This is a genomic window from Stenotrophomonas sp. LMG 10879 (assembly GCF_002750935.1).
Classification (GTDB): Bacteria; Pseudomonadota; Gammaproteobacteria; order Xanthomonadales; family Xanthomonadaceae; genus Stenotrophomonas; species Stenotrophomonas lactitubi_B.
The window spans coordinates 1-25,767 of record NZ_PEJT01000001.1; the positions used below are offsets into that span (position 1 = coordinate 1).

The 25,767-nt window shown below is 67.3% G+C and carries 16 protein-coding genes, 1 tRNA gene and 1 pseudogene; 9 read left to right on the plus strand and 9 right to left on the minus strand.

The features are described 5' to 3' along the window. Window positions 1–122, plus strand: a pseudogene (locus CR919_RS00005) (IS110 family transposase); the annotation flags it as partial. A gap of 233 nt (window positions 123–355) precedes the next feature. On the opposite strand, the gene CR919_RS00010 reads toward CR919_RS00005, so the two are convergent. From CR919_RS00010 to CR919_RS00040, 7 genes are all read right to left on the minus strand, one after another. Then, complete coding sequence (locus tag CR919_RS00010; RefSeq protein ID WP_099818752.1) at window positions 356–1,243, minus strand: DMT family transporter; 888 nt, start codon at window positions 1,241–1,243, stop codon at window positions 356–358. Between the two features lie 32 nt (window positions 1,244–1,275). After that, entirely contained in the window at window positions 1,276–2,340 is a 1,065-nt protein-coding gene (gene murB, locus CR919_RS00015; RefSeq protein WP_099818278.1) for a UDP-N-acetylmuramate dehydrogenase, read from the minus strand. 8 nt (window positions 2,341–2,348) lie between these two features. Further along, window positions 2,349–3,404: a quinone-dependent dihydroorotate dehydrogenase gene (locus CR919_RS00020; protein WP_099818279.1), complete on the minus strand. Its 1,056-nt coding sequence runs from the start codon at window positions 3,402–3,404 to the stop codon at window positions 2,349–2,351. A 9-nt stretch (window positions 3,405–3,413) separates the two neighbouring features. Beyond that, on the minus strand, window positions 3,414–4,184 hold the full coding sequence (locus CR919_RS00025) for a class I SAM-dependent methyltransferase (RefSeq protein WP_099818280.1): 771 nt from the start codon (window positions 4,182–4,184) through the stop codon (window positions 3,414–3,416). A 7-nt stretch (window positions 4,185–4,191) separates the two neighbouring features. Next, the gene (locus CR919_RS00030) at window positions 4,192–4,482 is read right to left on the minus strand and encodes a DUF4190 domain-containing protein (RefSeq protein WP_025874887.1); all 291 of its coding nucleotides are present in this window, start codon (window positions 4,480–4,482) and stop codon (window positions 4,192–4,194) included. 159 nt (window positions 4,483–4,641) lie between these two features. Further along, on the minus strand, window positions 4,642–5,493 hold the full coding sequence (locus CR919_RS00035; RefSeq protein ID WP_099818281.1) for an SDR family oxidoreductase: 852 nt from the start codon (window positions 5,491–5,493) through the stop codon (window positions 4,642–4,644). Then, window positions 5,493–7,025, minus strand: coding sequence for an aldehyde dehydrogenase family protein (locus CR919_RS00040; RefSeq protein ID WP_032976092.1), 1,533 nt, complete (start codon window positions 7,023–7,025; stop codon window positions 5,493–5,495). The genes CR919_RS00035 and CR919_RS00040 overlap by 1 nt, the downstream gene beginning before the upstream one ends. A gap of 185 nt (window positions 7,026–7,210) precedes the next feature. On the opposite strand from CR919_RS00040, the gene CR919_RS00045 reads away from it, so the two are divergent. The 4 genes from CR919_RS00045 (at window position 7,211) to CR919_RS00060 (ending at window position 18,324) form a co-directional block, all read left to right on the plus strand. Beyond that, window positions 7,211–7,287: transfer RNA gene (locus tag CR919_RS00045), tRNA-Arg, on the plus strand. Window positions 7,288–7,331: 44 nt separating this feature from the next. Then, window positions 7,332–7,796, plus strand: coding sequence for an N-acetyltransferase (locus tag CR919_RS00050; RefSeq protein WP_099818282.1), 465 nt, complete (start codon window positions 7,332–7,334; stop codon window positions 7,794–7,796). A 653-nt stretch (window positions 7,797–8,449) separates the two neighbouring features. Then, complete coding sequence (locus tag CR919_RS00055) at window positions 8,450–14,626, plus strand: CshA/CshB family fibrillar adhesin-related protein (RefSeq protein WP_243379761.1); 6,177 nt, start codon at window positions 8,450–8,452, stop codon at window positions 14,624–14,626. Then, complete coding sequence (locus CR919_RS00060; protein ID WP_099818283.1) at window positions 14,623–18,324, plus strand: TonB-dependent receptor; 3,702 nt, start codon at window positions 14,623–14,625, stop codon at window positions 18,322–18,324. Before CR919_RS00055 ends, CR919_RS00060 begins: the two co-directional genes overlap by 4 nt. A gap of 133 nt (window positions 18,325–18,457) precedes the next feature. On the opposite strand, the gene CR919_RS00065 is transcribed toward CR919_RS00060, so the two are convergent. Next, entirely contained in the window at window positions 18,458–18,817 is a 360-nt protein-coding gene (locus tag CR919_RS00065; protein WP_099818284.1) for a response regulator, read from the minus strand. Continuing rightward, on the minus strand, window positions 18,807–19,940 hold the full coding sequence (locus CR919_RS00070) for a PAS domain-containing sensor histidine kinase (RefSeq protein WP_099818754.1): 1,134 nt from the start codon (window positions 19,938–19,940) through the stop codon (window positions 18,807–18,809). Before CR919_RS00070 ends, CR919_RS00065 begins: the two co-directional genes overlap by 11 nt. Window positions 19,941–20,118: 178 nt before the next feature. Here CR919_RS00070 and CR919_RS00075 point away from each other — a divergent pair, with 178 nt between their 5' ends. Genes CR919_RS00075 through CR919_RS00090 form a run of 4 tightly spaced genes read left to right on the plus strand, consistent with a single transcriptional unit; the run spans window position 20,119 to window position 25,749 of the window. Then, window positions 20,119–23,217, plus strand: coding sequence for a response regulator (locus CR919_RS00075; protein WP_099818285.1), 3,099 nt, complete (start codon window positions 20,119–20,121; stop codon window positions 23,215–23,217). Then, the gene (locus tag CR919_RS00080; protein WP_089240793.1) at window positions 23,214–24,038 is read left to right on the plus strand and encodes a CheR family methyltransferase; all 825 of its coding nucleotides are present in this window, start codon (window positions 23,214–23,216) and stop codon (window positions 24,036–24,038) included. The genes CR919_RS00075 and CR919_RS00080 overlap by 4 nt, the downstream gene beginning before the upstream one ends. Further along, on the plus strand, window positions 24,038–24,613 hold the full coding sequence (locus CR919_RS00085; RefSeq protein WP_099818286.1) for a chemotaxis protein CheB: 576 nt from the start codon (window positions 24,038–24,040) through the stop codon (window positions 24,611–24,613). Before CR919_RS00080 ends, CR919_RS00085 begins: the two co-directional genes overlap by 1 nt. Beyond that, on the plus strand, window positions 24,610–25,749 hold the full coding sequence (locus CR919_RS00090; RefSeq protein ID WP_099818287.1) for a hybrid sensor histidine kinase/response regulator: 1,140 nt from the start codon (window positions 24,610–24,612) through the stop codon (window positions 25,747–25,749). The genes CR919_RS00085 and CR919_RS00090 overlap by 4 nt, the downstream gene beginning before the upstream one ends. The last annotated feature ends 18 nt before the right edge of the window (window positions 25,750–25,767 follow it).

A 25,767-nucleotide genomic window follows, 5' to 3' on the forward strand; every position in this document is an offset into this window, starting at 1 on the left:
ACCGCTCCCTGCGGGCGCGCGGCAAGGAGGCCAAAGTAGCCATCGTGGCGGTGATGCGGAAGATGCTGGTGATCCTCAACGCCCGCATGCGTGACGCCCAGAGCGGACCGATCCCCGCCTGACGTCAGTGCGTGCGTACATCCAGAGGCTGCCGGCCAGCGGCCGGCACTACCGTGCCCGTCTGCAGGAAGGGCCGAAGCTCCTCCTGCAAACACAGTTGCTACAGGGACGTATTTACGGCGTCCCCGCAATCCGACACCACCCCGCCATCCCACGGAATGCCGCTGTTGAAGTTGCTTCGGCTGTTGCCGTTGCTCCGGCCTCTGCGGGTGCCGGGCGCGCCCGGCCGGAACCCTTACTCTGCCGGCTTGGCAGCCGCGCTCGCGGCGACGCTCGCTGCACGCCGTGACAGCACGGCTTCGCGATGGGCGATGTAGGCGTTGGCGGCGAGGATGATGCCGGCGCCAACGATCGTCCAGCGATCAACCGTCTCGGCGAACAGCAGCCAACCGCACAAGGTCACCAGCGGCAGCTGCAGGAAGCTGATCGGGGTCAGCGCCGAAACCTCGCCCAGACGCAATGCACGCGTCCACAGCAACTGGCCGATGGTGCCCAGCACGCCGGTGGCCAGCAGCCAGACCCAGGCGATACCGGCGGGCCAGACCCAGACGAACAATGCTGGAATCAGTGACAGCGGCACCCAGAACACGTAGGTGTAGAGCACCACGGTATCGGCGCTGTCGATGCGGGTGAGCTGCTTGATCTGGATCGCTACCAGCGAGCTGAGCACGGCGGCGGCCACGGCGATCAGGCTGCCGGACGTGAAACCGGCAGTGCCTGGCCGCACGATCACCAGCACGCCGACGAAACCGACCACCACCGCCGCCCAGCGCCGTACGCGGACCTTTTCGCCCAGCCACAGCACGGCGGCGATGGTGACGAACAACGGCGTGGAGTACGACAGCGAAACGGCCTGTGCCAGTGGCAGGTGGCCCAGCGCCCAGAACGCGCACAGCATCGACCCCAGGCCGATCGCGCTGCGCATGAAATAGCGCGGCAGCTGCTGGGTCTTCAACGGGGCATGGCCAGGGCGCAGCAGCATCGGCAGCAGCGCGAGCAGGCCGAAGGCATTGCGGAAGAACGCTACTTCCTGGGTCGGCACGTAGCGGGTGGCATAGCGGATCGCCACCGCCATCAGCCCGAACGCCATGGTGCTGCCGAGCATCAGCAGCGCCGCCCGCAACGGGGTGGCGCTGACGGGTAGGGCGGGCGTGCTCACCACTGTGCGCCGAGCAGGCGGGGCTCCGGTTCGATCGGCACGCCGAACTTCTCCAGCACCGAGGCGGAGATCCGCCGTGCCAGCGCCAGCAGCTCAGTGCCGGTGGCGTTGCCGTAGTTGACCAGTACCAGCGCATGGCTGGGCGCAACGCCGGCATCACCCTCGCGGTAGCCTTTCCAGCCACAGGATTCGATCATCCAGGCGGCCGAGACCTTGCGCCGGTCGTCCCGGTCTGCCGGGAACACCGGCAGCTCGGGGAAGTGCTGCAGCAGCACCTCCACCTGTTCCAGCGGCAGCATCGGGTTCTTGAAGAAGCTGCCCGCGTTGCCCAGCACATCCGGGTCGGGCAGCTTGCGGCGACGGATCGCGATCACCGCATTGGCGACGTCCACCGCACTCGGCAGTTCCACGCCCTGTGCCTGCAGTTCTTCGCGGATGCCGGCGTAGCCCATGCGCAGGTCATGCAGCAGTGGCAGCTTCAGTTCAATGGCGGTGATCAGGTAGCGGTCCGGCTGCTGCTTGAACACGCTGTCGCGGTAGGCGAAGCCGCATTGTTCATTGTCCAGCCGTACCCAGGTCTTTTCCTGGCAGTCCCAGGCCTCCACGGTCTGGATGAACTCGCCGACCTGGGCACCATAGGCGCCGATGTTCTGGATCGGCGATGCACCGGCCGTGCCGGGAATCAGCGCCAGGTTTTCCAGCCCGGACAGGCCTTCCTGCAGCGACCACATCACCAGCCCGTGCCAGGACACGCCGGCTCCAGCGCGGATCACGGCGTGGTCGGCGCGATGTTCAAGGAAGGTGATTTCACGGTTGCCGAACACCAGCACGGTGCCGGGCAGGTCGTCGGCGATCAGCACGTTGCTGCCGCTGCCGAGCACCAGCAACGGGCCATCGGCCACGTCCGGCAGGGCCAGGACCTCCGGCAGCAGCGCGGCATCGTGCAGTTCCAGCAACTGCGCGGCGCTGGCCTGCACGTGGAAGGTGTTCAGTGCCTGCAGGGGTGCGTTGCGGGTGAGGGTCCAGCGCAGCGGGGCTGCAGTGTTGTTGGTGTCATCCATGGGGGTACTCACAGCGGTGCCACCGCGCCGCGGCTGGGCGCCTCGCGTCGGCGGCGGATCGCCTCCACACAATCGGCGACCAGCGCCGGGCCCTTGAAGATCAGGCCGCTGTAGCACTGCACCAGCGCTGCACCGGCGGCCATCTTGGCCACAGCGTCGGCACCGGACAGGATGCCGCCGACACCAACCAGCGGCACCGATTCGGGCAGGCGCGCGCGTAGGCGGCGCAGCACCAGGGTGGACTGCTCAAGCACCGGGGCACCGGAAAGGCCGCCGGCTTCATTGGCCAGCGGATCGCCGGCAACCCGGCTGTGGTCGATGGTGGTGTTGGTGGCGATCACGCCGTCCACCTGCAGTTCGCCCAGCACGCGCGCGGCGGCATCGATATCGCGCTCGCTGAGGTCCGGCGCCACCTTCACCAGCATCGGCACACGCCGGCCATGCTGCGCGGCCAGCGCTTCCTGGCGATCACGCAGCTGGCTGACCAGCTGCCGCAGCGCGGTCTCTTCCTGCAGCTCGCGCAGGCCAGCGGTGTTGGGCGAGGAGATGTTGACGGTGATGTAATCGGCCAGCGGGTACACCTTGTCCATGCAGGCGATGTAATCATCGGCGGCCTGTTCGTTGGGGGTGTCCTTGTTCTTGCCGATGTTGATGCCGAGCAGGCCGCGCCGGTTGCGCGCGCGTTCTACGTTGCGCACCAGCGCATCCACGCCCGCGTTGTTGAAGCCCATGCGGTTGATGATCGCATTGTGCGCCGGCAGCCGGAACAGGCGCGGCTTCGGGTTGCCGGCCTGCGGTCGCGGCGTGATCGTGCCGATCTCCACGAAGCCGAAGCCCAGCGCGAACAGTGCATCGATGTGCTCGCCATTCTTGTCCAGGCCAGCGGCAAGGCCGACCGGATTGGGGAACGTCAGCCCGAACACCGTGCTGGGCATCGGCGCGATGCGTGCGGCCACCAGCGGCGTGGTGCCGGTGCGATAGGCCATGTCCAAGGCGGACAGGCCCAGACCGTGGGCGCGTTCGGCATCGAGCGAGAACAGGAAGGGGCGGGCAAGCGAATACATGCGTAGGTTTCAGTCCAGCGTGCCGAGGAAGGCTCGGGTTCGATATTCAAAAGCGACCTGGCCGTCGACCGCGTGGGCGGCGAACAGGTCCTGCAGCGCAGCCAGCATCGGCGCGTGGCGCGGATGGCCGGGCTGCGGCGCGTAGGAAGAGGACAGCAGGCGCCCACGCAGGGCGTCCAGGTCCAGGTGCTGCACGTTCGGCAGCTGCACCATGCCGCGCAGGCCGGGGCCGAACCAGGCCTGCATGGTGGCGTCGTCCTGGTAGCGTTCGGCCACCGCGGTGTAGTCGGTGCCGTAGTCCAGCAGCAGTTGTTCGTAGCCGACCAGGAACGGGCTGGCATCGAGCAGGCGCGAGTTCCAGTAGATCAGTGCCAGGCCGCCTGGGCGCAGGATGCGCTGCCACTCGGCGCGCACGGCCACGGTATCGAACCAGTGGAAGGCCTGCGCGGCACTGGCCAGGTCAACGCTGGCATCGGCCAGACCGGTGGCCTCGGCGCGGCCATCGACGGCGGAGAACTGCGGATACTGCGGCGCCAGCCATTGCTCGGCGGCGGCGCGCATCGCCGCGTTGGGTTCGACGGCGACCAGTGGATGGCCGGCGGCCAGGAACTGCCGGCTGGAGATGCCGGTGCCTGCGCCGATGTCGGCGACCAGCGCGTCGGTTGCCACGGCCATCGGGCCCTGCAGCCAGTCCATCAGCGCAGCTGGATAGTCGGGGCGGTAGCGGACGTAGTCCGCGACGCGGCTGCTGAAGCGTTCAGTGCTTTCCGGGGAGGTCATCGTGCTTTCACCAGCGCAGTCCAGGTTTGGCGTCGGCGCCGGCGGCCACCATCGCGAAGATCAGGATGGCCACGAGGCCCACCGCAGCGAGGATGTTGAGCCAGCCCATGATCAACCCAGCCAGGGCCATGCCATCGCCGTCCTGTTCGCCAGCGCGGCGGCGGATTTCGGCGCGGGCCAGGTGCCCGGTGATGATCGCAACGAGGGCGGCGACACCCGGCAGCACGGTCCAGCTGCAGATGCCCGCGATCAGACTGACCACGGCCAGGGCGTTGCTCTGTCGGGGTGGCACGCTCATCGAGTCCTCCGTGGCAGTGCCGACATGATAGTGCCTCTGCCCCGGCAATCCCATGGGCAGTGCCCTGTAGAGCCGGGCCCATGCTCGGCTTACGCTTCGGCTGGTACGGCATCGCCCGCGCTGCGCGCGCAAGCCGAGCGTGGGCTCGGCTCTACAGATTCAGCCCATCAGCACCTGGCCGCCATCGACGTTGAGCACGTGGCCGGTTATCCAGCGCGCCAGCGGTGAGCACAGGAACAACGCGGCATCGGCAATCTCGCGCGGTTGGCCGAAGCGGCCGAACGGAATCTTCGCCAGGGTGCCGTGGTACAGCGCCGGGTCTTCGACACGACGTCGATCCCAGAGACCATCGGCAAATTCGATCGAACCCGGTGCAATGGCGTTGACCCGGATCCGATCCGGGGCCAGTGCCAGCGCCTGCGAGGTGGTGTAGTGCGAGAGCGCGGCCTTGGCCGCCGCATACGGTGCACCGCCGGGACGCGGCTGCTGCGCGGCGATCGAGGACAGATTGAGGATGCAGGCGTCCGGCGAGGCGCGCAGCCACGGCAACGCAAGGCGCGATGCGCGCACGGCGGCCATCAGGTCGATCTGCAGGCTGGCGGCCCAGCCGTCTTCGTCATCGGCCATGCCGTAGCCGGTGGCGTTGTTGACCAGCACATCGATGCCGCCGAGCGTGTCGGCAGCGGCCTGCAGCCAGGCGTTGATCAGGGCAGGATCACCCAGATCGGCGGCGAGGGTGTGCAGCTGCGTGCCCTGTGCCTGCGCATCGGCCTGCAGGGCGTCGAGGCCGGCCTGGCCACGCGCGCAGACCGAAACCTGCGCACCGGCGCCGGCGAATGCCAGCGCCAGTTCGCGACCGATGCCCTTGCTGCCGCCGGCGATCAACACCCGGCGGCCGCTGAAATCGAGGGTCGGAGCCCCTGTGGGGATCCGACCCTGAGTGGTCGGTACGGCATGGGTCGGATCCCCGGAGGGGCTCTGACCCAGGTGCATGGCCGGACCGTTTGCCATCACAGGTCGAACTTGATGCCCTGTGCCAGCGGCAGCGAATCCGAATAGTTGATGGTGTTGGTCTGGCGGCGCATGTAGACCTTCCATGCATCCGAGCCAGATTCGCGACCACCGCCGGTGTCCTTCTCGCCACCGAAGGCGCCACCGATTTCCGCGCCCGAGGTACCGATGTTGACGTTGGCGATGCCGCAGTCCGAACCGGCCGCCGACAGGAAGCGCTCGGCGGTCTTCAGGTTGGTGGTGAAGATCGAAGACGACAGGCCCTGCGGCACGCCGTTCTGCATGTCGATGGCTTCGTCCAGCGTGCTGTACTTCATCACGTACAGGATCGGCGCGAAGGTCTCGTGCTGCACCACTTCATCGCTGTTCTTCAGGCCGGTGACGATGGCCGGCAGCACGAAGTTGCCGGGGCGGTCGATGCGCGTGCCGCCGGTTTCGATGGTGCCGCCGCTGGCCTTGGCCTTTTCGATCGAGGCCAGGAACTGCTGCACGGCGCCGTCGCTGTTGAGCGGGCCCATCAGGTTGGCCGGGTCGGTCGGATCACCGATCTTGCCTTCCACCTGCTTGTACGCCTTGACCAGCGTGGCCAGCACGTCGTCATGGATGGATTCGTGGACGATCAGGCGACGGGTGGTGGTGCAGCGCTGGCCGGCGGTGCCGACCGCACCGAACACGATGCCGGGGATCGCCAGCTTCAGATCGGCGGTTTCGTCGAGGATGATCGCGTTGTTGCCGCCCAGTTCCAGCAGGCAACGGCCGAGGCGATGCGCAACCTTCTCGGCGACCGTGCGGCCGACCTGGGTCGAACCGGTGAAGCTGATCAGCGGCACGCGCTTGTCGGCCACCATCTTTTCCGACAGCGCGGTGCCGGCGTCGTTGATCAGGAAGAACAGGTCCGGGAAACCGGCATCGCGCAGCGCTTCATTGCAGATGCGCATGGAGGCGATGGCGGTCAGCGGGGTCTTGTTGGACGGCTTCCACAGGCAGATATCGCCGCAGATCGTGGCCAGGAACGAGTTCCATGCCCACACCGCCACCGGGAAGTTGAACGCGCTGATGATGCCGACCAGGCCGAGCGGCTGGTACTGCTCGTACATGCGGTGGCCGGGGCGCTCGGAATGCATGGTGTAGCCGTACAGCATGCGGCTCTGGCCCACGGCGAAGTCGGCGATGTCGATCATCTCCTGCACTTCGCCATCGCCTTCCGGCTTGCTCTTGCCCATTTCCAGCGCAACCAGCGAACCGAGGGCGTCCTTGTGCTTGCGCAGCGCTTCGCCGCACAGGCGCACGGCTTCACCACGACGCGGGGCCGGGGTGGTGCGCCAGACCTTGAAGGCCTCCTGGGCACGCGCGATGACGGTTTCGTACTCAGCTTCGGTGGTGGCGCGGACCTGCGCGATCGGCTCGCCGGTGGTCGGGTTGATCGGGGTGATCAGCTCACCGCCGGTAGCGCTCGACCACTCCCCGTTGCCCAGGTAGGTGCCAGCGTTGATCGCGTCCAGACCAAGGGACTTGAGCAGCTCGGAAGACATGCAGACTCCTGTGTTTCGTTACGTTGTGTTTGGTGTCGTCGCGGGCAGGTGGGGGCGCGACGAACTGAGCCGCCGATGGTAACAGAGCGACCCGAACTGCCATGGTGCGCCGCGCCAGTGGCAGTGGCGTGGCAGATGAATGCTTGGAGGGCAGGGCGGCTTGCCTGTAAACTTGGCGGCTGCATGGCCCCGTAGCTCAGCTGGATAGAGCGTCCCCCTCCTAAGGGGAAGGTCGCCCGTTCGAATCGGGCCGGGGTCACCATCCACATCGGGCGCATCGACCCGCGCCCGCAAAACGCCGGCGCCATGGATCACGTCCTGCAGCCCGTCCAGCCTTCGCATTTCGCGGTCATCGCCGGCTGGCTCGACTCGCCTGCGGCGACCCTGCGCTGGGCCGGCCCCGGTGTGCCGTTTCCCTTGCCTGCCGATGCCTTCGCCGCCGCGTTGGCGTTGCCTGCGCGCCCGGGCTGGGCACTGCTGGATGGCGAAGGCACCTGCCTGGGCTTTGGCCAGTATTGGCAGACAGCATCTGGCAGCACGCATCTCGGGCGCATCATCGTGTCGCCACAGGCACGTGGCCGTGGCCTGGGCCGGATACTGATGACCGCACTGTGCGCCGAAGCCGTTCGCCACACCGATGCAGTGCAACTGACATTGAAGGTCTATCGGGACAATCCGACCGCCGTTGCGCTGTACCGCGACCTTGGCTTCGTGGACATCGAGGACGCATCCACGCCGGAACTGCTGTTCATGGCCCGCGGTACGGCCTGAGCCGGGGAAGAGGGCTCTACACTCCCGCTGCACAACCTGTGCACGCGCTGCTGCAAGCGGACTCGGCAGTCTGGGGCTGTCCCCCTCGGTTGCCTAGGAGCGCCCCCATGAATACCCCCGGCACCCCCAAGCCTTCCTGGCGCCAGCGCAACGTGCTGCTGACCGTTGCCGCCGTGCTGCTGGTGATCGTGCTGATCCTGCTTTTCATCCCCTGGTAGCAGCACGGCCGCCGCCAGGCGCGGCGATTCCCCTTCCACTTCAATGCCGCCGGTAGCCCATGGCCCGGCGGTTTTTTGTGTGCGCCCGTCCCGGTCGCCTCGCCCCGGCTCCGAAAATGCGTGACGAATTGCCGGAAAGGGCGGTCCGGCTGCCGGATCCGTGCACGAGCCCCCGGAGGCCGGTTGCTACAACTGTGCTCGTGGGGCCGGCGCCAGATTCTGCAAAATTAAATGTGACGTACATCACACAATTGTTTGCATTGTGTTATCCTCGTCACAGTTTTGCGCACCTGACCAACAGGGTCCAGGGATGGTTGTAGTCGCCACGGAGCCGGCAGACACGCATTCGTACGCGTCTCCGGGTCCGGGAGAACCATCCCCGGCAACCCACTGAACAGCGGCTCCCTGCGGGGCCGATGACGGGGAAAAACCAACATGTGGCAGTCGACGACGTCGCGCATCAGCGCGGGCGGTGAATCCGTTCATCCTGAAAAAAGTGCACACCCCGGCCGGGCCGGACGATGGCTGGCCGCTGGCCTGCTGTTGCTGCTCTCGGTGCTGCTGCCATCGTCGGCCTGGGCTGCGGCCTACGCGACCGGCGGCACCAGCCCGTACCGCAACACGGTGCTGTGGTTGACCTGGGGCGGCGGCTCGGCGCTGGGCACGCATGGGGTGACGCTGAACAATGGCGATACCTCGTCGATCTCCATGCCCGTTGCCTCCGGCATCGACCTCAACGTCAGCTGCAGCCTGGCCAACATCAGCGGTGGTGGCATCCTGCAGAGCTACCGTCCCGGCAACTTCAGCGGCGACAGCCTGGATGACCTGTACAACGTCGGTGGCGCTGGCGGTGCCAACCAGCTGATCGCGGGCATCTCGCGCAGCACCGGCACATCCTCTTTCGAAATCAACTGCGTCTCGACACTGGGCGGTGCGCCCTATCGTCTGCGCGGCGTGGTGATGGCCGACGCCGAGTCGATCAACAACAGCGGCGAGTTCGTCGAAGCCAGCGCACTGGGCACCTGGAACGTGGTGGAGATGCGCAAGAACCTTGGCGCAGGTGCCTACAACGTGACCAAGTCCAGCAGCGGCAGCAACAGCGTGATCCGCTTCGGGCCGGGCAACGACAACAACACCGCTGCGGTCACCTTCCTCAATTTCGACAATGCCGCGCATGCGCCTGGCAACCTCGCGGTGAACATGGGCTTCTCGATGCGCGGCGGCGGCACTACCGCCATCGCCATCGGCCTGCTGGTGCCCTACGCCGACTTCGGCGATGCACCGCAGAGCTATGGCGACGCCATGCACGTGGTGGACGATCTGCAGTTCCGCCCCGATGGCCTGCCGGTCAATGCCACCCCCACCAACATCAACACCGCCGGCTATGCACCGGGTGGCCTGGCACCGCCGCTGACCGACTTCCTCGGCACCGTGGGCCCGGATACCGAGCAGAAGAGCAGCTACAGCGCCGATGCGAAGGGTGACGACAACTTCCCCGCGGGCAATCCCAACGAAGAAAATGCCTGGCCGGCGAGCTACGTGCTGACGGTGATGCAGGCCGGTACCCAGATCAGCCAACCGGTGGCGTGCGTGGGCAACGGCAGCGTGGCCGGCTGGATCGACTTCAACCGCAACGGCACCTTCGACCCGGGCGAGCGCAGCAACATCGCTGCCTGCAGTGGCGGCGGGGCCAATCTGAGCTGGACCGTCCCCGCGCAGGTAAGTGCCGGTACCAGTTACGTGCGCCTGCGCTATGCGACCAATGCGGCGCAGATCCAGCAACCGACCGGCGTGGCCGATGACGGTGAAGTGGAAGACCACCTGATCACCATCACTGCTCCCGCACTGAAGGTGGTGAAGGGCAACAATGCCACCGGCGGCATCTGGAACTACGGCCAGACCGGTACCCAGTACACGCTGACGATCAGCAACACCACCAGCGTGCCGACCGGCAATCCGCCGAACGTGCCGGCGGGTGTGATCACCGTGCGCGACCAGTTGCCGGCGGGTATCGTGCCGAACTGGACCGGAACCCTCAGCAGCGGCAGCTGGAGCTGTACGGCGAGCGGCCAGGCGGTGACCTGCACCAGCAGCCAGGTGCTGTCGACAGCCGGCACCGCGGGTGACAGCAGCAGCTTCACCCTGCCGGTGATCGTGTCCGCATCGGCAAGCGGCCTGCTGCGCAACCACGCCAGCGTTGGTGGCGGCTACGATCCGTTCAATGGTGGCAATCCGCCTGCACCGGGCGAGGCGTGCACCGACGCCAACCACTGCACCCGCAGCGATGTGACCGTGCCGGTCACCCGGGTGAGCTACGCGAAACGCTCCAACACCACCGGTCCGGTGGCGGTGGGGGCGACGGTGAGCTACACCGTCGATGTCACCATTGCCGATGGCAACAGCCGCGACGTGCTGACCCTGACCGATACCCTCGGCACCGGTCTGGACTTCGCCAGCGTGACCAATGCCGGCGCCTTCACCTGCAATGCTGCCAATCCGCTGGTGTGCACGCTGCCAGCGGGCACCGTGCCGGGTACCTACAGCCTGACCTACGCGGCCACCGTCAACGCACAGGCCAGTGGCCAGGTGGTCAATACGGTGGTGGGTACCGGCACCGACACTCCCACCTGCAGCAGCAACTGCACCACCACCACGCCGGTGGCGGCGCCGCGCATCTCGGTATCCAAGGCCAGCGCTACGGCCGGCCCGGTCGCGGTGGGCGACAGCGTTGCCTACACGGTGAGCGTGGTCGTGGCCGATGCGCGCACCACCGCTGTGACCACGCTGACCGACACCCTGGGCACCGGCCTGGACTTCGGCAGCCTGACCAATGCCGGCGGCTTCAGCTGCGTGCCCGGCAATCCGCTGGTGTGCACGCTGCCAGCCGGCACCGTGCCAGGAACCTACGCGTTCTCGTATACCGGCATCGTCAATGCACAAGCTGTTGGCCAGGTGCGCAATGCCGTTGTGCCGAGCGGTCCCGACAATCCGTCGTGTGTCGGCAGCTGTGATACCACCACGCCACTGGCCAGCCCGCAGGTGAGCTACGCCAAGCAGGCGTCCACCGGTGGACCGGTGCGGGTGGGCGACAGCATCGGCTATACGCTCAGCGTGACCGTTGCGCGTTCGCGCACCACCGATGTGGTCACCCTCACCGATACGCTGGGCAGCGGCCTGGATTTCAGCAGCGTGACCAGCGCCGGCATCTTTACCTGCAATGCGGCCAACCCGCTGGTGTGCACGCTGCCCGCCGGGACGGTGCCGGGCACCTACAGCCTGAGCTACACCGCCACGGTCAACGCGCAGGCCAGTGGCACCGTGCGCAATGCGGTGCTCGGCACCGGCACCGACACGCCTTCGTGCACGACCAACTGCGATACCACTACGCCGGTGGCGACGCCGGGCGTGAGCTACGCCAAGTCGGTGAACAGCGCCGGCCCCGTGTCAGTGGGTGACAGCCTGACCTACACCTTGACCACGGTGGTGACCAACTCGCGCACCACCGACGTGGTGACGTTGACCGATACGCTGGGCAGCGGCCTGGATTTCGGCAGCGTGACCAGCGCTGGTGCCTACACCTGCAATGCGGCCAACCCGCTGGTGTGCACGCTGCCGGCCGCTACCGCACCGGGCAGCTACAGCCTGTCGTACACCGCCGTGGTCAACGCCCAGGCCACCGGCCAGGTGACCAATGCGGTGCTGGGCAGCGGCGGTGACAACCCGAACTGCACCGTCAACTGCGATACCACCACGCCGGTGGCAGGCAGCCAGATCGACTACCGCAAGACCTCGGCCGCCGCCGGCCCGGTCAAGGTGGGCGACAGCATCGCCTACACCCTGACCGCGGTGGTCAGCCGCTCGCGCACCACTGCTGTGTTCAGCCTGACCGACACGATGGGGCAGGGCCTGGACTTCGGTTCGGTCACCGCCAGCACCGGCTTCACCTGCAACGCCGCCAATCCGTTGGTGTGCACGTTGCCGGCCGCCACCGCACCGGGGACCTACACGGTCAACTACACCGCGACGGTGAATGCACAGGCCAAGGGCAGCGTCAGCAACGCCGTGCTTGGCAGCGGCACCGGTACCAATACCTGCACCACCGATTGCACCACCACCACCCCGGTGCTGGCGGCGACGGTCACCTACCGCAAGTCCTCCAGCACCGCATCGCCGGTCAACATGGGGGATGCGGTGGACTACAGCGTCGAAGTGGTGGTCGCCAACTCGCAGACCACCGATGTGCTCACCCTCACCGATACCCTGGGCACAGGTCTGGACCTGCAGGCGGTGACCCAGCCGGGCGCCTTCACCTGCAACGCCAGCAATCCGCTGGTATGCACGCTGCCGGCAGGTACCGCACCCGGTACCTACACGCTGGGCTACCGCGCGCAGGTCAATGCGCAGGCCAGTGGCAGCGTCCGCAACGCGGTGCTGGGCCGTGGCGGCGACACCCCGAGCTGCACGGGTACCTGCAGTACCGAGCACGTGCTGGCCGAGCCGCGCGTGGTGCTGGAAAAGCTGTCCGGCCCCGCCAGTGGCAGTGAAGTGCGCCCGGGTGACCGGCTGCGCTACACCCTGCGGGCCACGGTCGAGCGCGCGTCGCTGCGGCAGCCGCTGCAGCTGCTGGATACGCCCGATGCTGGCCTGAGCGTGGACACGCTGCCGGCAGGCTGCGTGCAGCAGGGCACCGACATCGTCTGCACGCTGCCGACCGGTACGCCGGTGGGACAGCATGAATTCGTCTACCAGGCCATCGTCAACCAGGAAGCACGCACGGAAGTGCTCAACCGCCTGCGCGGCCAGTACCCGGATGGCTCGCCGCCGCCGGAGTGCACCACCTGCGAAACGCGGCACAAGGTGATCTCGGACTTCGCGCTGCGCATCACCAAGACCGCCAACCCGCGCCTGGTGAAGGTCGGCGACCTGGTGCGCTACCAGCTGGTGGTCGAGAACGTCGGCAGCAGCCATTGGCGCGACGGCGTGGTGGTCGATACACCGCCGCCGGGCTTCAGCTATGTGGATGGCTCGATGCGCGTGGCCGACGACGACGGCGCGTTCTCGCTGGGCGGCAGCCAGACTCCGCTGCGCATCGGCGCGGTCGACATTGCCGTGGGCCGCAGTGCCACCATCACCTACCTGTTGCGTGTGGGTGCGGGCGTGCGCGCCGGCAACCACATCAACCAGGCCGTGGCCACTGCCGACGACGGCGCCCCGCTGTCGAACGTGGCGACCGCTGAAGTGCGCATGGATGCCGATCCGCTGCTGGAAGACAGCCTGGTGTTCGGCACCGTGTTCGATGATCGCGATGGCGACGGCTGGCAGGACAGTGCGGAACTGACGGGCGTGCGCGTGCAGGGTGGTTTCGCACCGGCTGCCTACGTGCCGGGTTCGACCACGCTGGATCGTGGCGATGGCCCGCAGCCGTTGGCCGATGCCAGCGCGCCGTTGCTGCATGGCGTGCAGGTGGGCGTGGTGCATGGGCTTGCGTCTACCTCGGACACGGTCGAGAGCCACCAGGTGGTGATCCGCCAGCGCCTGCGCGAACTGGCCTTCACCGATGATTTCGTGCTGGAAAGCGCACAGGGCCATCGCCTGCAGCTTGATGCGCAGGGCGTGGCAACCGTGCAGCGCAGTGGCGAGGCGGCGAAGGGCCTGACCGCGGCCGAGCCGGTCGTGCATCGTGAGATCGCGCGGGTGGCCGAGGGCTATGAAGTGGCCTACGTGATCCGCAACCACGGCATCCAGGAGCAGGGCATTCCCGGCGTGCGCCTGGCCACGGTGGAGGGCCTGCTGATCGAAACCGATCCGTTCGGCCGTTACCACTTGGCCGATGTGCATGGTGGCGATGCAAGGTTGGGCCGCAACTTCATCGTCAAGCTGGATCCGGCAACGGTACCGGGTGGTTCCGAGCTGACCACCGAAAATCCGTTGCTGCGTCGGGTCACCCAGGGCGTGCCGACCCGCTTCAGCTTCGGCGTGCGCCTGCCGCCGTCGCCGCAGGCGGCCGCCGAGCGCGCCGAGCTGGCATTGGGGGAGGTGTTGTTCGCCCCGGGCAGCAGCGAACTGCGCGCCAGCTATCGCCCGGTGCTGGCGAAGATGGCCGAGGTGGTTGACCGTTACCAGGGCGGTGACGTGGTGATTGCCGCCAACGGCGAAAGCCAGGCATTGGCCTTCGCCCGTGCGGTGGCCGTGCGTGATGCGCTGCAGGCCGAAGTGGCTGAGGGTTCGCGCGCTGGCCTGACGGTGCAGTTGCGTACCGATGTGCGCGATCCGCACTCGCTGGTTGCTGGCGTTGATGCCGGTGGCGCGTTGCTCGGCAATGTGCTGTTCGACACCGACAAGGCGGTGATCCGCGAGGAATTCAAGCCGCTGCTGGCTGCGATCGCCGCGCGTCTGGAACAGATGGGAGGCGGCCAGGTCAGCCTGGTCGGCCATACCGATGTACGTGGCAGCCATGTCTACAACCAGGCGTTGGGCCTGCGCCGTGCCAATGCCGTGTTCGAAGCGCTGCGCGTGCAGCTCAGCCCCGCCGTGCAGCAGCGTCTGCGCGTGCGCAACGAGGAGACCGCCGCCACCCGCGCGGCGGCCCGCCAACAGGAGGCCCGCCGATGAGCGCCCATCACTCTGTCGTCCGGCGTCCCGCCCGCCTGCACCGCGCTGCGTTGTACCAGGCGCTGCTGTTGGGCCTGGCAGCAACCGCGCAGGCGGCGCCACCGCCGGCCAACGCCGCGTCCAGCGACACCGCGCCGATCCACTGCGAGAGCAACCAGTGCAGCGCCGACGGCGACCTGCTGTTCACCCTGCGCTCGCGCAGCTTCGATGAGCCGGTGACCGAAGGTACGTCGACGCGTTCGTCGTCGCAGATACTGCAGCCGGACCGCCGCGTCAGCGTCGCGCTGGACGAGCCGGGCAAGGCAACCGTGCGCGGTGAGTTCATGATCCGCCTGCCGGAAGGCGGCGCGATCTGGGCCACCGAAGACCCTGCGATGGGCCAGCCCGAGCTGTCGATCTCGGCGCCGGGCCTGGTGGCGTTCGACCAGGGCCGCATCGTGCGGCCGGTCGAATTCTTCGTGCGTGGCAACTACACCGCGTTCATCAAACGCCTGGAAGTGGGCATCTACCGCGGCAGCGACAGCGACCGGGTCGCGCCCCTGGCGACCTTTGAACTGCCCGTGGCTGCGGTCGGGCAGGGCAGTTGGGACGGTACGCTGCCGGCGTCCACGCCGCTGCGTCGTGGCGACCGCCTTGTCTATGTGCTGCGCGCGTACGATGCCGAAGGCAATGTCGATGAGACCTCGGCGCAGTCCATGCAGCTGGTGACGCTGGCCGAAGTGGAGCGTGGCAACCAGCAGCTGCGTGACGCCCTGGAAGATCGCCGCGGTACTTCCGTGGATGCCAACCAGGCCGCTTCGTTGTCGCTGCTGGAGCAGGTGTTCGACAGCAACGGCCTGCGTCAGCAGAACATCCCGGTGTACGGGTCGCGCGTGCGCCTGCGGGGTCGTGACCTGCCGCTTGGCGCGGCACTGAAGATCAACGGCGAAAGCTATCCGCTGGACCAGGACCGCAAATTCGCCGCCGAATACCTGATGCCGATCGGTCATCACGCGTTCGATGTGCGGGTCGAGCGACCCGACGCCCCGGCGATCGCGCGTACGCTGGAGGTGGATGTCAGCGGCCGCTATCTGTTCGGTGTCGGCCTGGCCGATGTCACGGTGTACCAGAACAAGGCCAGTGGTGCGGGCCGCGATGTTGCCCGTGGCGAGCGCGATGACGACGTGCTCAGTGACGGGCGCCTGGCGTTCTATCTGAAGGCCAAGACGCGCGGCCGCTATCTCCTGACTGCACAGGCCGATACGCAGAACCGGCCGTTGGACGAACTGTTCACCGGCTTCACCACCGCCGATCCGCAGGACCTGTTCCGCAGCCTGGACCCGGACCTGTATTACCCCACCTATGGCGACGATTCGCTGACCCAGCGCGACGTCGACAGCATGGGCCGCTTCTACCTGCGTATGGACTGGGACAAGAACCAGGCACTGTGGGGCAACTACAACACCGGCCTGAGCGGCACCGAATACGCCCAGTACGTGCGCTCGCTGTACGGTGCGGCGCTGTCGTGGCGTTCGCGCGGCGCCAATGCCTGGGGCGATGCGCAGACCGAACTGCGCCTGTTCGGCTCGCAGGCCGAGACCGCGCCGGGCCACAGCGAGTTCATCGGCACCGGCGGCAGCCTGTACTACCTGCGCCACGCCAGCATCCTGCGCGGCTCGGACCAGGTGGTACTGGAGATCCGTGACCGCACCACCGGCCGTGTCGAGCAGCGGGTGTCGCTGGTGCGCGGTGCCGACTACGAGATCGACGCGCTGCAGGGCCGCATCCTGCTGACCCGGCCGCTGGCCCAGGTCAGCCGCGAGAACCTGCGCCGGATCAGCCGCGACGTGCCGCTGGACGGCTACGAGCAGCGCCTGATCGTCGATTACGAATGGGTACCGACCGGCTTCGACAATGACGACATCACCGCCGGCGTACGTGGCAAGCACTGGTTCGGTGATCACGTGGCGGTTGGCGCCACCTATGTGGACGAACAGCGCGCCGGGCAGGACTATTCGCTGCGCGGTGCGGACCTGACCCTGCAGGCTGGGCGTGGCACCTACCTGAAGGTCGAACACAGCCGCAGCGAGGCGACCAGTGCACCGGTGTTCTTCTCCGACAACGGTGGCCTGAGCTTCACCCGGCTCAACCCCGAGGGGCCGCGCGAAGGCGAGGCGACCGCAGTGGAGGCCCGGGTGAACCTGCGCGAGCTGGGCTGGACCCAGCGCGACTGGAGTGCCGGTGCCTGGTGGCGGCAGGTCGACGGTGGTTACTCGGTGGGCCGCTTCGACACCGGCCAGCGCGTGCGTGAGCAGGGCGCCGAGCTGCTGGGCTACGTGACCGACGATTTCAGCCTGTACGCGCGTTACAGCGAAGCACGGCGCGGCAATGAATCGTTGATCCAGGCCCAGGCCACTGCCGAATGGCGGATCGGCGACAACGACCGCGTGTCGGCCGAGCTGCGCCGGGTGCAGGAGGATCGCAGTATCGGCAGCAATGCCGGTGTGCTGGCGGCAGCGCGCTACACCCATCGCATCGGCACCGCGCTGGACCTCTACGGCGGTGGCCAGTTGACCGTCGATGACGATCATGGCCGTTACGCCGACAATGATGCGGTGGTCGCCGGTGGTACCTACACCTTCGCCAACCTGTCCACGATCGGCGCCGAGGTCAGTGATGGTGATCGTGGCAGTGCCGCGCAGGTCAACGCCGAGTACAAGCTGACCCCGCAGCACAGCTTCTATGGTGCGTTCACCCAGTCCACCGACCGCAGTGAGTACGACCCGCTGTTCAGTCCGAACGCGCAGGATGGCTGGACGCTGGGCCAGCGTTGGCGCCTGTCCGACCAGGTCAACGTGTTCAATGAGAGCCAGTTCCTGAAATCCGGCCAGGAATCGGGCCTGGCGAACACCTTCGGCATGGATTTCTATCCGGCAGTGGGCTGGAACGCGGGCTTCACCCTCAGCGATGGCAAGCTGCATGCGAGCAGTGGCCAGGTCGACCGCAAGGCCGTCAGCCTGTCCGGCGGCCGTACGTCGCCGGGTACCGAGTGGCAGAGCAAGCTGGAGTGGCGTCGTGACACCGGTGCGGAGCGGCGCACGCAGTGGGTCAGCACCAACCGTCTCAGCCATCGTCTCAATGACAGCTGGCGGATCGCCGCGCGGTTCAACTACGCCGATACCGACGATGCGATCAACCCGGTGGCCGGTGCGCGCTTCATCGAAGGCAATCTCGGCTTCGCTTACCGTCCCTGGGACAATGACCGCTGGGCACTGTTCGGCCGCTACAGTTATCTGTACGACCTGTCGACGATGGGCCAGGTCAACGGCGTGGACTACGATCAGCGCACCCAGGTGCTGTCGCTGGAAGGCGTGTACCGCATCGACCAGCGCTGGGAAGTGGCGGCCAAGCTGGCCCGCCGCGAAGGCGAGGTGCGCTATGGCCGCGGCACCGGCCCGTGGTTCGATTCAGCGACGAACTTCGGCGCCGCGCAGCTGCGCTATGACCTGTACTACCAATGGCATGGCCTGCTGGAATACCGCCTGCTGGACGTGCGTGACGGCGGTCGCCGGCAGGGTTGGCTGGCGGGTGTGGACCGTGATGTCGGCCGCAACTTCCGGGTCGGCGTGGGCTACAACTTCACCGACTTCAGTGACGACCTGACCAAGTTCGACTACACCCACCGCGGCTGGTACCTGAACCTGGTGGGCCGTTATTGAGGACCGGGCCACGCCAGGCCATGCCTGGCGGGCCCGAGACGGTCGCTGCGAGTAGTGCCAGGCCATGCCTGGCAAAAACAGCAACGCTCGCTACCCGGTAGTGCCAGGCCATGCCTGGCAGAACAGCGGTCCCTCACGCCTGCTTGAGCAGCTCCACCAGCTGCCGCAACCGATACGGCTTGGGCAGGAATTCCACCTGCTCGGGCAGCGGCGGCAACTGCGAGCGCGCGTAGCCGGAGGACAGGATCATCCGTGCCTGCGGCTGGTCCCGCGCCACATGCTCGCTCAGCTCGATGCCGGACATGCCGTTGGGCATGCTGATGTCACTGAACACTACATCGAAACGCGTGCCGCCCTGCAGCAGGGCGACCGCTTCCTGCGCATCCGCGGTGGTCGCCACGTCGATGCCGAAGTCGCGCAGGGCCAGCCCGATCATCTCGCGCAGATCGGTCTGGTCCTCCACCATCAATACGCGGATCGGATCATCGGTCATGTGCGGGGTCCTCGGTAGCAGGGAGCAGCAGGCTGACCGTGGTGCCGACACCGGGCGTGGTGGACACATCAACGAAACCGCCGCTCTGGGTGGTGAATCCGAACACCTGGCTCAGGCCCAGACCGCTGCCCTTGCCGATGTCCTTGGTGGTGAAAAAGGGTTCGGTCGCGCGTTCGGCGATGTCCGGGGCCATGCCATGGCCCTCATCGCAGACGCTCAACGTCACATAGGGCCGTTGCCGTGATGTTTCGGCGTCGGGGTCCATGCGGTGTTCCAGCGCGGTGGCGATCAGTACCCGACCGCCCCCCACCGTGGCGTCCGCAGCGTTGCCGACCAGATTGGCGAGCGCTGTCTGCAGCTGCACGGTGTCACTGAGTATCGCAGGCAGGCCGGCCGCCAGCGCGGTTTCCAGGGTGACGCCGGCAGGGCAGGTGGCCTGCAGGGCGGGCAGCCAGTCGTGGATACGCGCATTGATGTCCAGCGTTTCGCGGATCAGGGTCTGCCCGGTACTGAAGGCCAGCAGCTGCCGGGTCAACAGGGCACCCCGATCGCTGGCCGCCTGCGCGGTGGTGAGCAGGGCATTGGCCCGCTCATCATCACCCATGCGTGCCGACAGCAGGTCCAGCGCATTGACGATGGTGGTCAGCAGGTTGTTGAACTCGTGGGCAAGGCCGCGGCTGAGCTGGCCGACCGTCTCGAACTGCTGGGTCTGGCGCAGCGCCCGCTGCGCGTCGCGCAGGAGCCGTTGCGCCTGCCACTGCTCGGTGATGTCGCGGGTGATCTTGACGAAGCCCACCAGCTCGCCGTTCTCGACCACCGACTCGATGACCACGCTGGCGCGGAACGGCGACCCGTCACGGCGCACCCGCCAGCCTTCGGCGGCCTGGTGCCCGCTTTCCGCGGCCAGTCGCAGCAGCCGCTGCGGCTCGCCGGCATCGCGCTCGGCCGGCAGGTAGAAGCGCCCGAAGTGGGTGCCGATGACTTCTTCCGACCGATAGCCCTTGATGCGCTCGGCACCGGGATTCCAGCTGCAGACGATGCCGTCGGGATCGAGCAGGTACAGCGCATGATCGCGCACGCTGTCGATCAGCAATCGCAGCTGTCGGGAGGGGTCCGTCAACACGGACGGCGTCGAAGCGGCAGCGACCACGATGGAATGCGTATTACCTCTGTGAGGGACGAGAACGTAGGCAGTGGAGTGTGAAGAAGACGTGCACGCAGCGCCCGTGCCATTGGTCGTATGCGGCTGAATGCGACACGGAGTAACATCACCCCCCTTTTCCAATGTGGAACCGACCTGCATGCGTCCTGGTGCGACTACGCGTGACCGCTGGATCTGGATGACCTCGGCGGTGCTGGTGGCGGCTACGGCCGCGCTGGAACTGGTGGTGCCGCTGGGCTATGCCGTATGGCTGGCCTATTTCATGGCCATCGGCGTCACTGTGTTCCAGCGCAGCGCCCGGGTGCCGTTCGTGGTGGCCGTCTGCGCCTGCGTGCTGCTGGCGGTGGGCTACAACGTGGCGCCGGCCAGCACCAACTCGTCCTTCTCGTTCGTCAACCGGACCATCGGCGGCGCCGCTTTCCTGATGATCGCGCTCATCGCATCACGCGCCATCCAGGCGCGGCGCGAGGCGATGCGCGCGCTGTGGCTGCAGGAAGCGGAGAACGCAGTGGCGCTTGGCCTGCGCGGCGAGCTGGCGCCCGAGCAGATCGCCGAGGCGGCGGTGACGGCGCTGGCGACCCAACTACGCGCGGATGTCGGAGCGCTCTATCGGCTGGAGGGGGGGCGCCTGCAGCTGACCGGTGGGCTGGCGTTGCCGACCGGCATCCCGGCCACGCTGGGCCTGCAGGAAGGGGTGGCAGGGCAGGTCGCCCGCGACCAGCTGGTGCGGCACCTGCAGGGCGGCGACGCGGCGACGCTGGAACTGCAGACGGGCCTGGGGCGCGTGCCTGTGCGCGAGCGCATCCTCGCCCCGGTCAGCAGTGACGGCGCCGTGGTCGGTGTGATCGAGCTCGGCCGCTCGCTGGTGGGCGATCAGCGCGCACTGGACGACGAGCTGCTGGAGCGCTGCGCCGAAACGATCGGCATGGCACTGCGTACCTCGATGCTGCGTGGACAATTGATGGTGCTGCTGGAGGAGTCGCAGCGCCAGGGCGAAGAGCTGCAGGCACAGCAGGAAGAACTGCGCGTGGCCAACGAAGAGCTGGAAGAGCAGAGCCGCAGCCTGATGCAGTCGCAGAGCCATCTGGAACAGCAGCAGGCCGAGCTTGAGCAGAGCAATGTGCAGCTGGAAGAGCGCACCCACGAGCTGGAGGCGCAGAAGCAGGCGCTGCTGGTCGCGCAGGGCCAGCTGGTCCGCAACAGCAACGAACTGGCCGCCACCTCGCGCTACAAGTCCGAGTTCCTGGCCAACATGTCGCACGAGCTGCGCACGCCGCTGAACAGTTCGCTGATCCTGGCCAAGCTGCTGGCCGACAACAAGGACGGCACGCTCAGCGACGAGCAGGTCAAGTACGCCCGCGCCATCCTGTCGTCCAACAACGACCTGCTGGCGCTGATCAACGACATCCTCGATCTGTCGCGCATCGAAGCGGGGCATGTCGAACTGGCCGACGAAGTGATCGTGGTCGACAGCGTGTTGCAGCGGCTGCGCGAAACCTTCGAGCCGATGGCGCGGCAGAAGGGCCTGGCGCTGCAGATCGAAGCCGATGGCCTGGCCCCCAGCCAGCTGGTGGCCGACAACCAGCGCCTGCAGCAGATCCTGAAGAACCTGCTGGCCAATGCACTGAAGTTCACCGAGCACGGCAAGGTCAGCCTGCAGGTGCGCAACGGCGGCAATGGCAGGATCCGCTTCGAGGTCTCCGACAGCGGTATCGGCATCGCACGCGACCAGCTGCAGCTGATCTTCGAGGCCTTCCGTCAGGCCGATGGCAGCACCCGCCGCCGTTACGGTGGCACCGGCCTGGGCCTGTCGATCTCGCGCGACCTTGCGGTACGCATGGGGGGTGATATCCAGGTGGACAGCGAGCCAGGCCGTGGCAGCTGCTTCATTCTCGAGCTGCCCCTGCAGGGCGCACCGATGGCGGAGGCCGGCGGAGACACCGCAGTCGCCGCGCCCGTACAGCAGGCCCCCGCCGCGACAGCGGCCCCTGCGCCTGTTGCCCAGCGGCCCAGTGCCGCGCCGGCCGCCCCGGTGGCCGATGACCGTGGCCGGCGTCGCCACGCCGGGCGACTGATCCTGGCCGTGGAAGATGATGCGGTCTTCGCCGAAGCCCTGGTGACGCTGGCGCACGAGCTCGATTTCGACTGCGTGGTAGCCACGACCGCCGAAGAAGCGCTGGCGCTGGCGGCGGACCTGCGTCCGAACGGCATCCTGCTGGACATCGGTCTGCCCGACGTGTCCGGCCTGACCGTGCTCGAACGGCTCAAGCGCAACCCCGACACCCGGCACATTCCAGTGCACGTGGTCTCCGGCATGGACCGCAGCCAGGTGGCACGCGAGCTGGGCGCGATCGGTTTCGCGATCAAGCCGACCACGCGCGAACGGTTGGTGGCGGCCATCGAGCAGCTTGAACAGACCAGCCAGCGCGACGTACGGCGCCTGCTGATCGTGGAGGACGACAACGATCTGCGCCGCAACCTGGAACTGCTGCTGGGCCGCGATCAGCTGCAGATCGCCGCAGTCGGTACGCTTGCCGCGGCGGTGGAACAGCTGAGCACGGTCACCTTCGACTGCATGGTGATGGACCTGTCGCTGCCCGACGGCAGTGGCTATGACCTGCTTGAGCATATGGCCGGCAACGATGACGTCGGCTTCCCGCCGGTCATCGTCTACACCGGGCGCGCCCTCAGCCGCGAGGAAGAACAGCGCCTGCGCCGCTACTCCAAGAGCATCATCATCAAGGGCGCGCGTTCGCCCGAGCGCCTGCTCGACGAGGTGACACTGTTCCTGCACAGCGTGGAGGCCAACCTGCCCAGCGACCAGCAGCGCCTGCTGCGCGAAGCGCGCCGCCGCGACACCGTGCTCGACGGACGCACCGTGCTGCTGGCCGAGGACGATGTGCGCAACATCTTCGCGTTGTCCAGCGTGCTGGAGCCGCTGGGGGTGACGCTGGAGATCGCCCGCAACGGCCAGGAGGCCGTTGATCGGCTGGCCCAGCGCGAGGTGGACCTGGTGTTGATGGACATCATGATGCCGGAGAAGGATGGCCTGCAGGCGATGCGCGAGATCCGCGCGCAGCGCCACCTGCAGGACCTGCCGATCATCGCGCTGACCGCAAAGGCGATGCCTGATGACCGCGAGCGCTGCCTGCAGGCCGGTGCCAACGACTACATCGCCAAGCCCATCGACGTGGACAAGCTGGTATCGCTGTGCCGGGTCTGGTGCTCGCGGCAATGAACGAGCAGGCGCTGTTCGACCTGGAGCTGAAGGTCCTGCTGGAAGCGCTGTACCAGCGCTACCACTACGACTTCCGCAGTTATGCGGTGTCCTCGCTGCGCCGTCGCGTCAGCCAGGCCATGCAGCGCTATGAGTGCGAGCGCCTGTCGGATCTGCAGCATCGGCTGCTGCACGAGCCGGAGCTGTTCGCCCAGGCCATGCAGTTCTTCACCGTGCAGGTCTCGGAGATGTTCCGTGACCCGGAATATTTCCGGCAGATGCGCGAACAGGTGGTGCCGGTGCTGCGCACCTACCCCTCGGTGAAACTGTGGGTGGCTGGCTGCAGTACCGGCGAGGAAGTGTGGTCGCTGGCAATCCTGCTGCATGAAGAAGGCCTGCTTGAGCGCAGCATCGTCTACGCCACCGATATCAACCCTGCGGCATTGGCCACGGCCGAGGCCGGCGCCTACGGCATCGACCGCCTGGCGCAGTTCAGCCGGAACTACCTTGCCGCCGGCGGCACCGCGTCACTGTCGGACTATTACACCACTGCCTACGACGGCGCGGTCTTCGACCGCCAGCTGCGCCGCAACGTGGTGTTCGCCGACCACAGCCTGGCCACCGACACGGTGTTTTCGGAAGTGCACCTGGTGTCCTGCCGCAATGTGCTGATCTATTTCAACCGCGACCTGCAGGATCGGGCGGTGGGCCTGTTCCGCGAGGCCCTGGTGCACCGTGGCTTCCTCGGCCTGGGCAGCAAGGAGTCGCTGCAGTTCGGTCGTCATCACGATGCGTTCGAAGCCTGTTCGCGGGAGCACCGCCTGTACCGGAAGGTGGCCTGATGGTGCCGGTCCCGCGCCCTGCAGTGGTGGTGATCGGCGCGTCGGCCGGTGGCGTGGCCGCCCTGCAGATCGTGCTTGGCGCGTTGCCGGCCAGCCTGCCGGTGCCGGTACTGGTAGTGCTGCACCTGCCGCGCGACCGTTCCAGCCGCATCGCCGATGTGCTGGCGCCGTACTGCACGTTGACCCTGCGCGAAGCAGAGGACAAGCAGCCGCTGCAGGCGGGAACGGTAACGTTCGCGCCGCCGGACTACCACCTGCTGGTGGAGGACGCGCAGGCCATCGCCCTGTCGATGGACGAACCGGTGCTGTTCTCGCGGCCGGCCATCGATCCGCTGTTCGAATCGGCCGCCGCCGTGTTCGGCACGCGCGTGCTGGCGATCCTGCTGACCGGTGCCAGCAGCGATGGCACTGATGGCGTGGCTGCAGTACGCGCCGCGGGTGGCCAGGCCTGGCTGCAATGCCCCGAGGAGGCCGAGGCATCGCTGATGCCGGCCTCCGCCCTGCAGCACGCCGGCGCCGACGCCGTGCTGCCCCTTGAACTGATGTGTCGTCGCCTGAAGGAGTTGTTTGCATGAACCTGCTGCCACCGGACCCTGCCCAGTCGCAGGCCCCGGTCAACCTGCTGATCGTCGACGACGTGCCGCAGAACCTGGTGGCGATGGAGGCGCTGCTGCGCCGCGAGGGCGTCAACCTGCTGCTGGCCGATTCCGGCGCGCAGGCGCTGGAACTGCTGCTGGAGCACGAGGTGGCGCTGGCGCTGCTGGACGTGCACATGCCGGAGATCGACGGTTTCATGCTGGCCGAGCTGATGCGCGGCTCGCAGCGCAGCCGCGATGTACCGATCATCTTCCTGACCGCCTCGCCGGATGATCCGCTGCGGGTGTTCAAGGGCTACGAGACCGGCGCGGTGGATTTCCTGCACAAGCCGGTAGCGCCGCAGGTGATCCTCAGCAAGGTCAACGTGTTCATCGAGCTCTACCAGCAGCGCCAGCTGCTGAAGGCACGCAACGAGGCGCTGGAGCGCGCGCTGAAGCTCAACGAGACCATGGCGGCGGTGCTGACCCACGATCTGCGCACGCCGTTGTCGGCGATCCTGCTGTGCGCCGACAAGCTGTCGCTGGAACTGCCGGCCGACAACACCGGTGCGCAGCAGACGCTGAGCTATCTGGAAGCCAGCACGCTGCGGATGGCGCGCATGGTCGAGCAGCTGCTGGACTTCTCGCGGATCCGCAGTGGTGGCCTGCGCCTGCAGAGCGGTGCCTGCGACCTGGCCGAGGTGACACGTGCGGTGCTGGTGGAAGCCGGTGCCGGTCATCGAACCGACCGCATCGCGCTGGATGTCCGGGGTGATTCGACCCTGCAGGGCGACATGGATCGCCTGGGCCAGATCATCGCCAACCTGGTCGGCAACGCACTCACCCATGGCGCCGACGCGGCGGTGCAGGTGCAGGTCGATGGCGGCGATGCTCGCGTGGTCGCGCTGCGCGTAAGCAATGCAGGCCATGTCGATGAGGCGTTGTTGCCACGATTGTTCGAACCCTTCAAGGCAAGCTTCCACCAGAGCAACGGGCTTGGGCTGGGCCTGTACATCGTTGACCAGTTCGTGCGTGCCCATGGCGGGCAGCTGAGCGCGCGCAACGACGCCGGGCAGGTGGTGTTCGAGGCGTTGCTGCCGCGTCGCAGCGATGGGCGCAGCGTGGTCGTTTCCTGAATTCTTCAGCTGACGCGT

What these genes read in the sequence shown, in the direction of transcription:
- CR919_RS00050 (WP_099818282.1), top strand. Translation starts at nt 7,332, where the DNA reads ATGGATCACGTCCTGCAGCCCGTCCAGCCTTCGCATTTCGCGGTCATC.
- CR919_RS00020 (WP_099818279.1), bottom strand. Translation starts at nt 3,404, where the DNA reads ATGTATTCGCTTGCCCGCCCCTTCCTGTTCTCGCTCGATGCCGAACGC.
- CR919_RS00055 (WP_243379761.1), top strand. Translation starts at nt 8,450, where the DNA reads ATGTGGCAGTCGACGACGTCGCGCATCAGCGCGGGCGGTGAATCCGTT.
- CR919_RS00060 (WP_099818283.1), top strand. Translation starts at nt 14,623, where the DNA reads ATGAGCGCCCATCACTCTGTCGTCCGGCGTCCCGCCCGCCTGCACCGC.
- CR919_RS00040 (WP_032976092.1), bottom strand. Translation starts at nt 7,025, where the DNA reads ATGTCTTCCGAGCTGCTCAAGTCCCTTGGTCTGGACGCGATCAACGCT.
- CR919_RS00025 (WP_099818280.1), bottom strand. Translation starts at nt 4,184, where the DNA reads ATGACCTCCCCGGAAAGCACTGAACGCTTCAGCAGCCGCGTCGCGGAC.
- CR919_RS00080 (WP_089240793.1), top strand. Translation starts at nt 23,214, where the DNA reads ATGAACGAGCAGGCGCTGTTCGACCTGGAGCTGAAGGTCCTGCTGGAA.
- CR919_RS00090 (WP_099818287.1), top strand. Translation starts at nt 24,610, where the DNA reads ATGAACCTGCTGCCACCGGACCCTGCCCAGTCGCAGGCCCCGGTCAAC.
- CR919_RS00075 (WP_099818285.1), top strand. Translation starts at nt 20,119, where the DNA reads ATGCGTCCTGGTGCGACTACGCGTGACCGCTGGATCTGGATGACCTCG.
- CR919_RS00035 (WP_099818281.1), bottom strand. Translation starts at nt 5,493, where the DNA reads ATGGCAAACGGTCCGGCCATGCACCTGGGTCAGAGCCCCTCCGGGGAT.
- CR919_RS00085 (WP_099818286.1), top strand. Translation starts at nt 24,038, where the DNA reads ATGGTGCCGGTCCCGCGCCCTGCAGTGGTGGTGATCGGCGCGTCGGCC.
- CR919_RS00030 (WP_025874887.1), bottom strand. Translation starts at nt 4,482, where the DNA reads ATGAGCGTGCCACCCCGACAGAGCAACGCCCTGGCCGTGGTCAGTCTG.
- murB (WP_099818278.1), bottom strand. Translation starts at nt 2,340, where the DNA reads ATGGATGACACCAACAACACTGCAGCCCCGCTGCGCTGGACCCTCACC.
- CR919_RS00065 (WP_099818284.1), bottom strand. Translation starts at nt 18,817, where the DNA reads ATGACCGATGATCCGATCCGCGTATTGATGGTGGAGGACCAGACCGAT.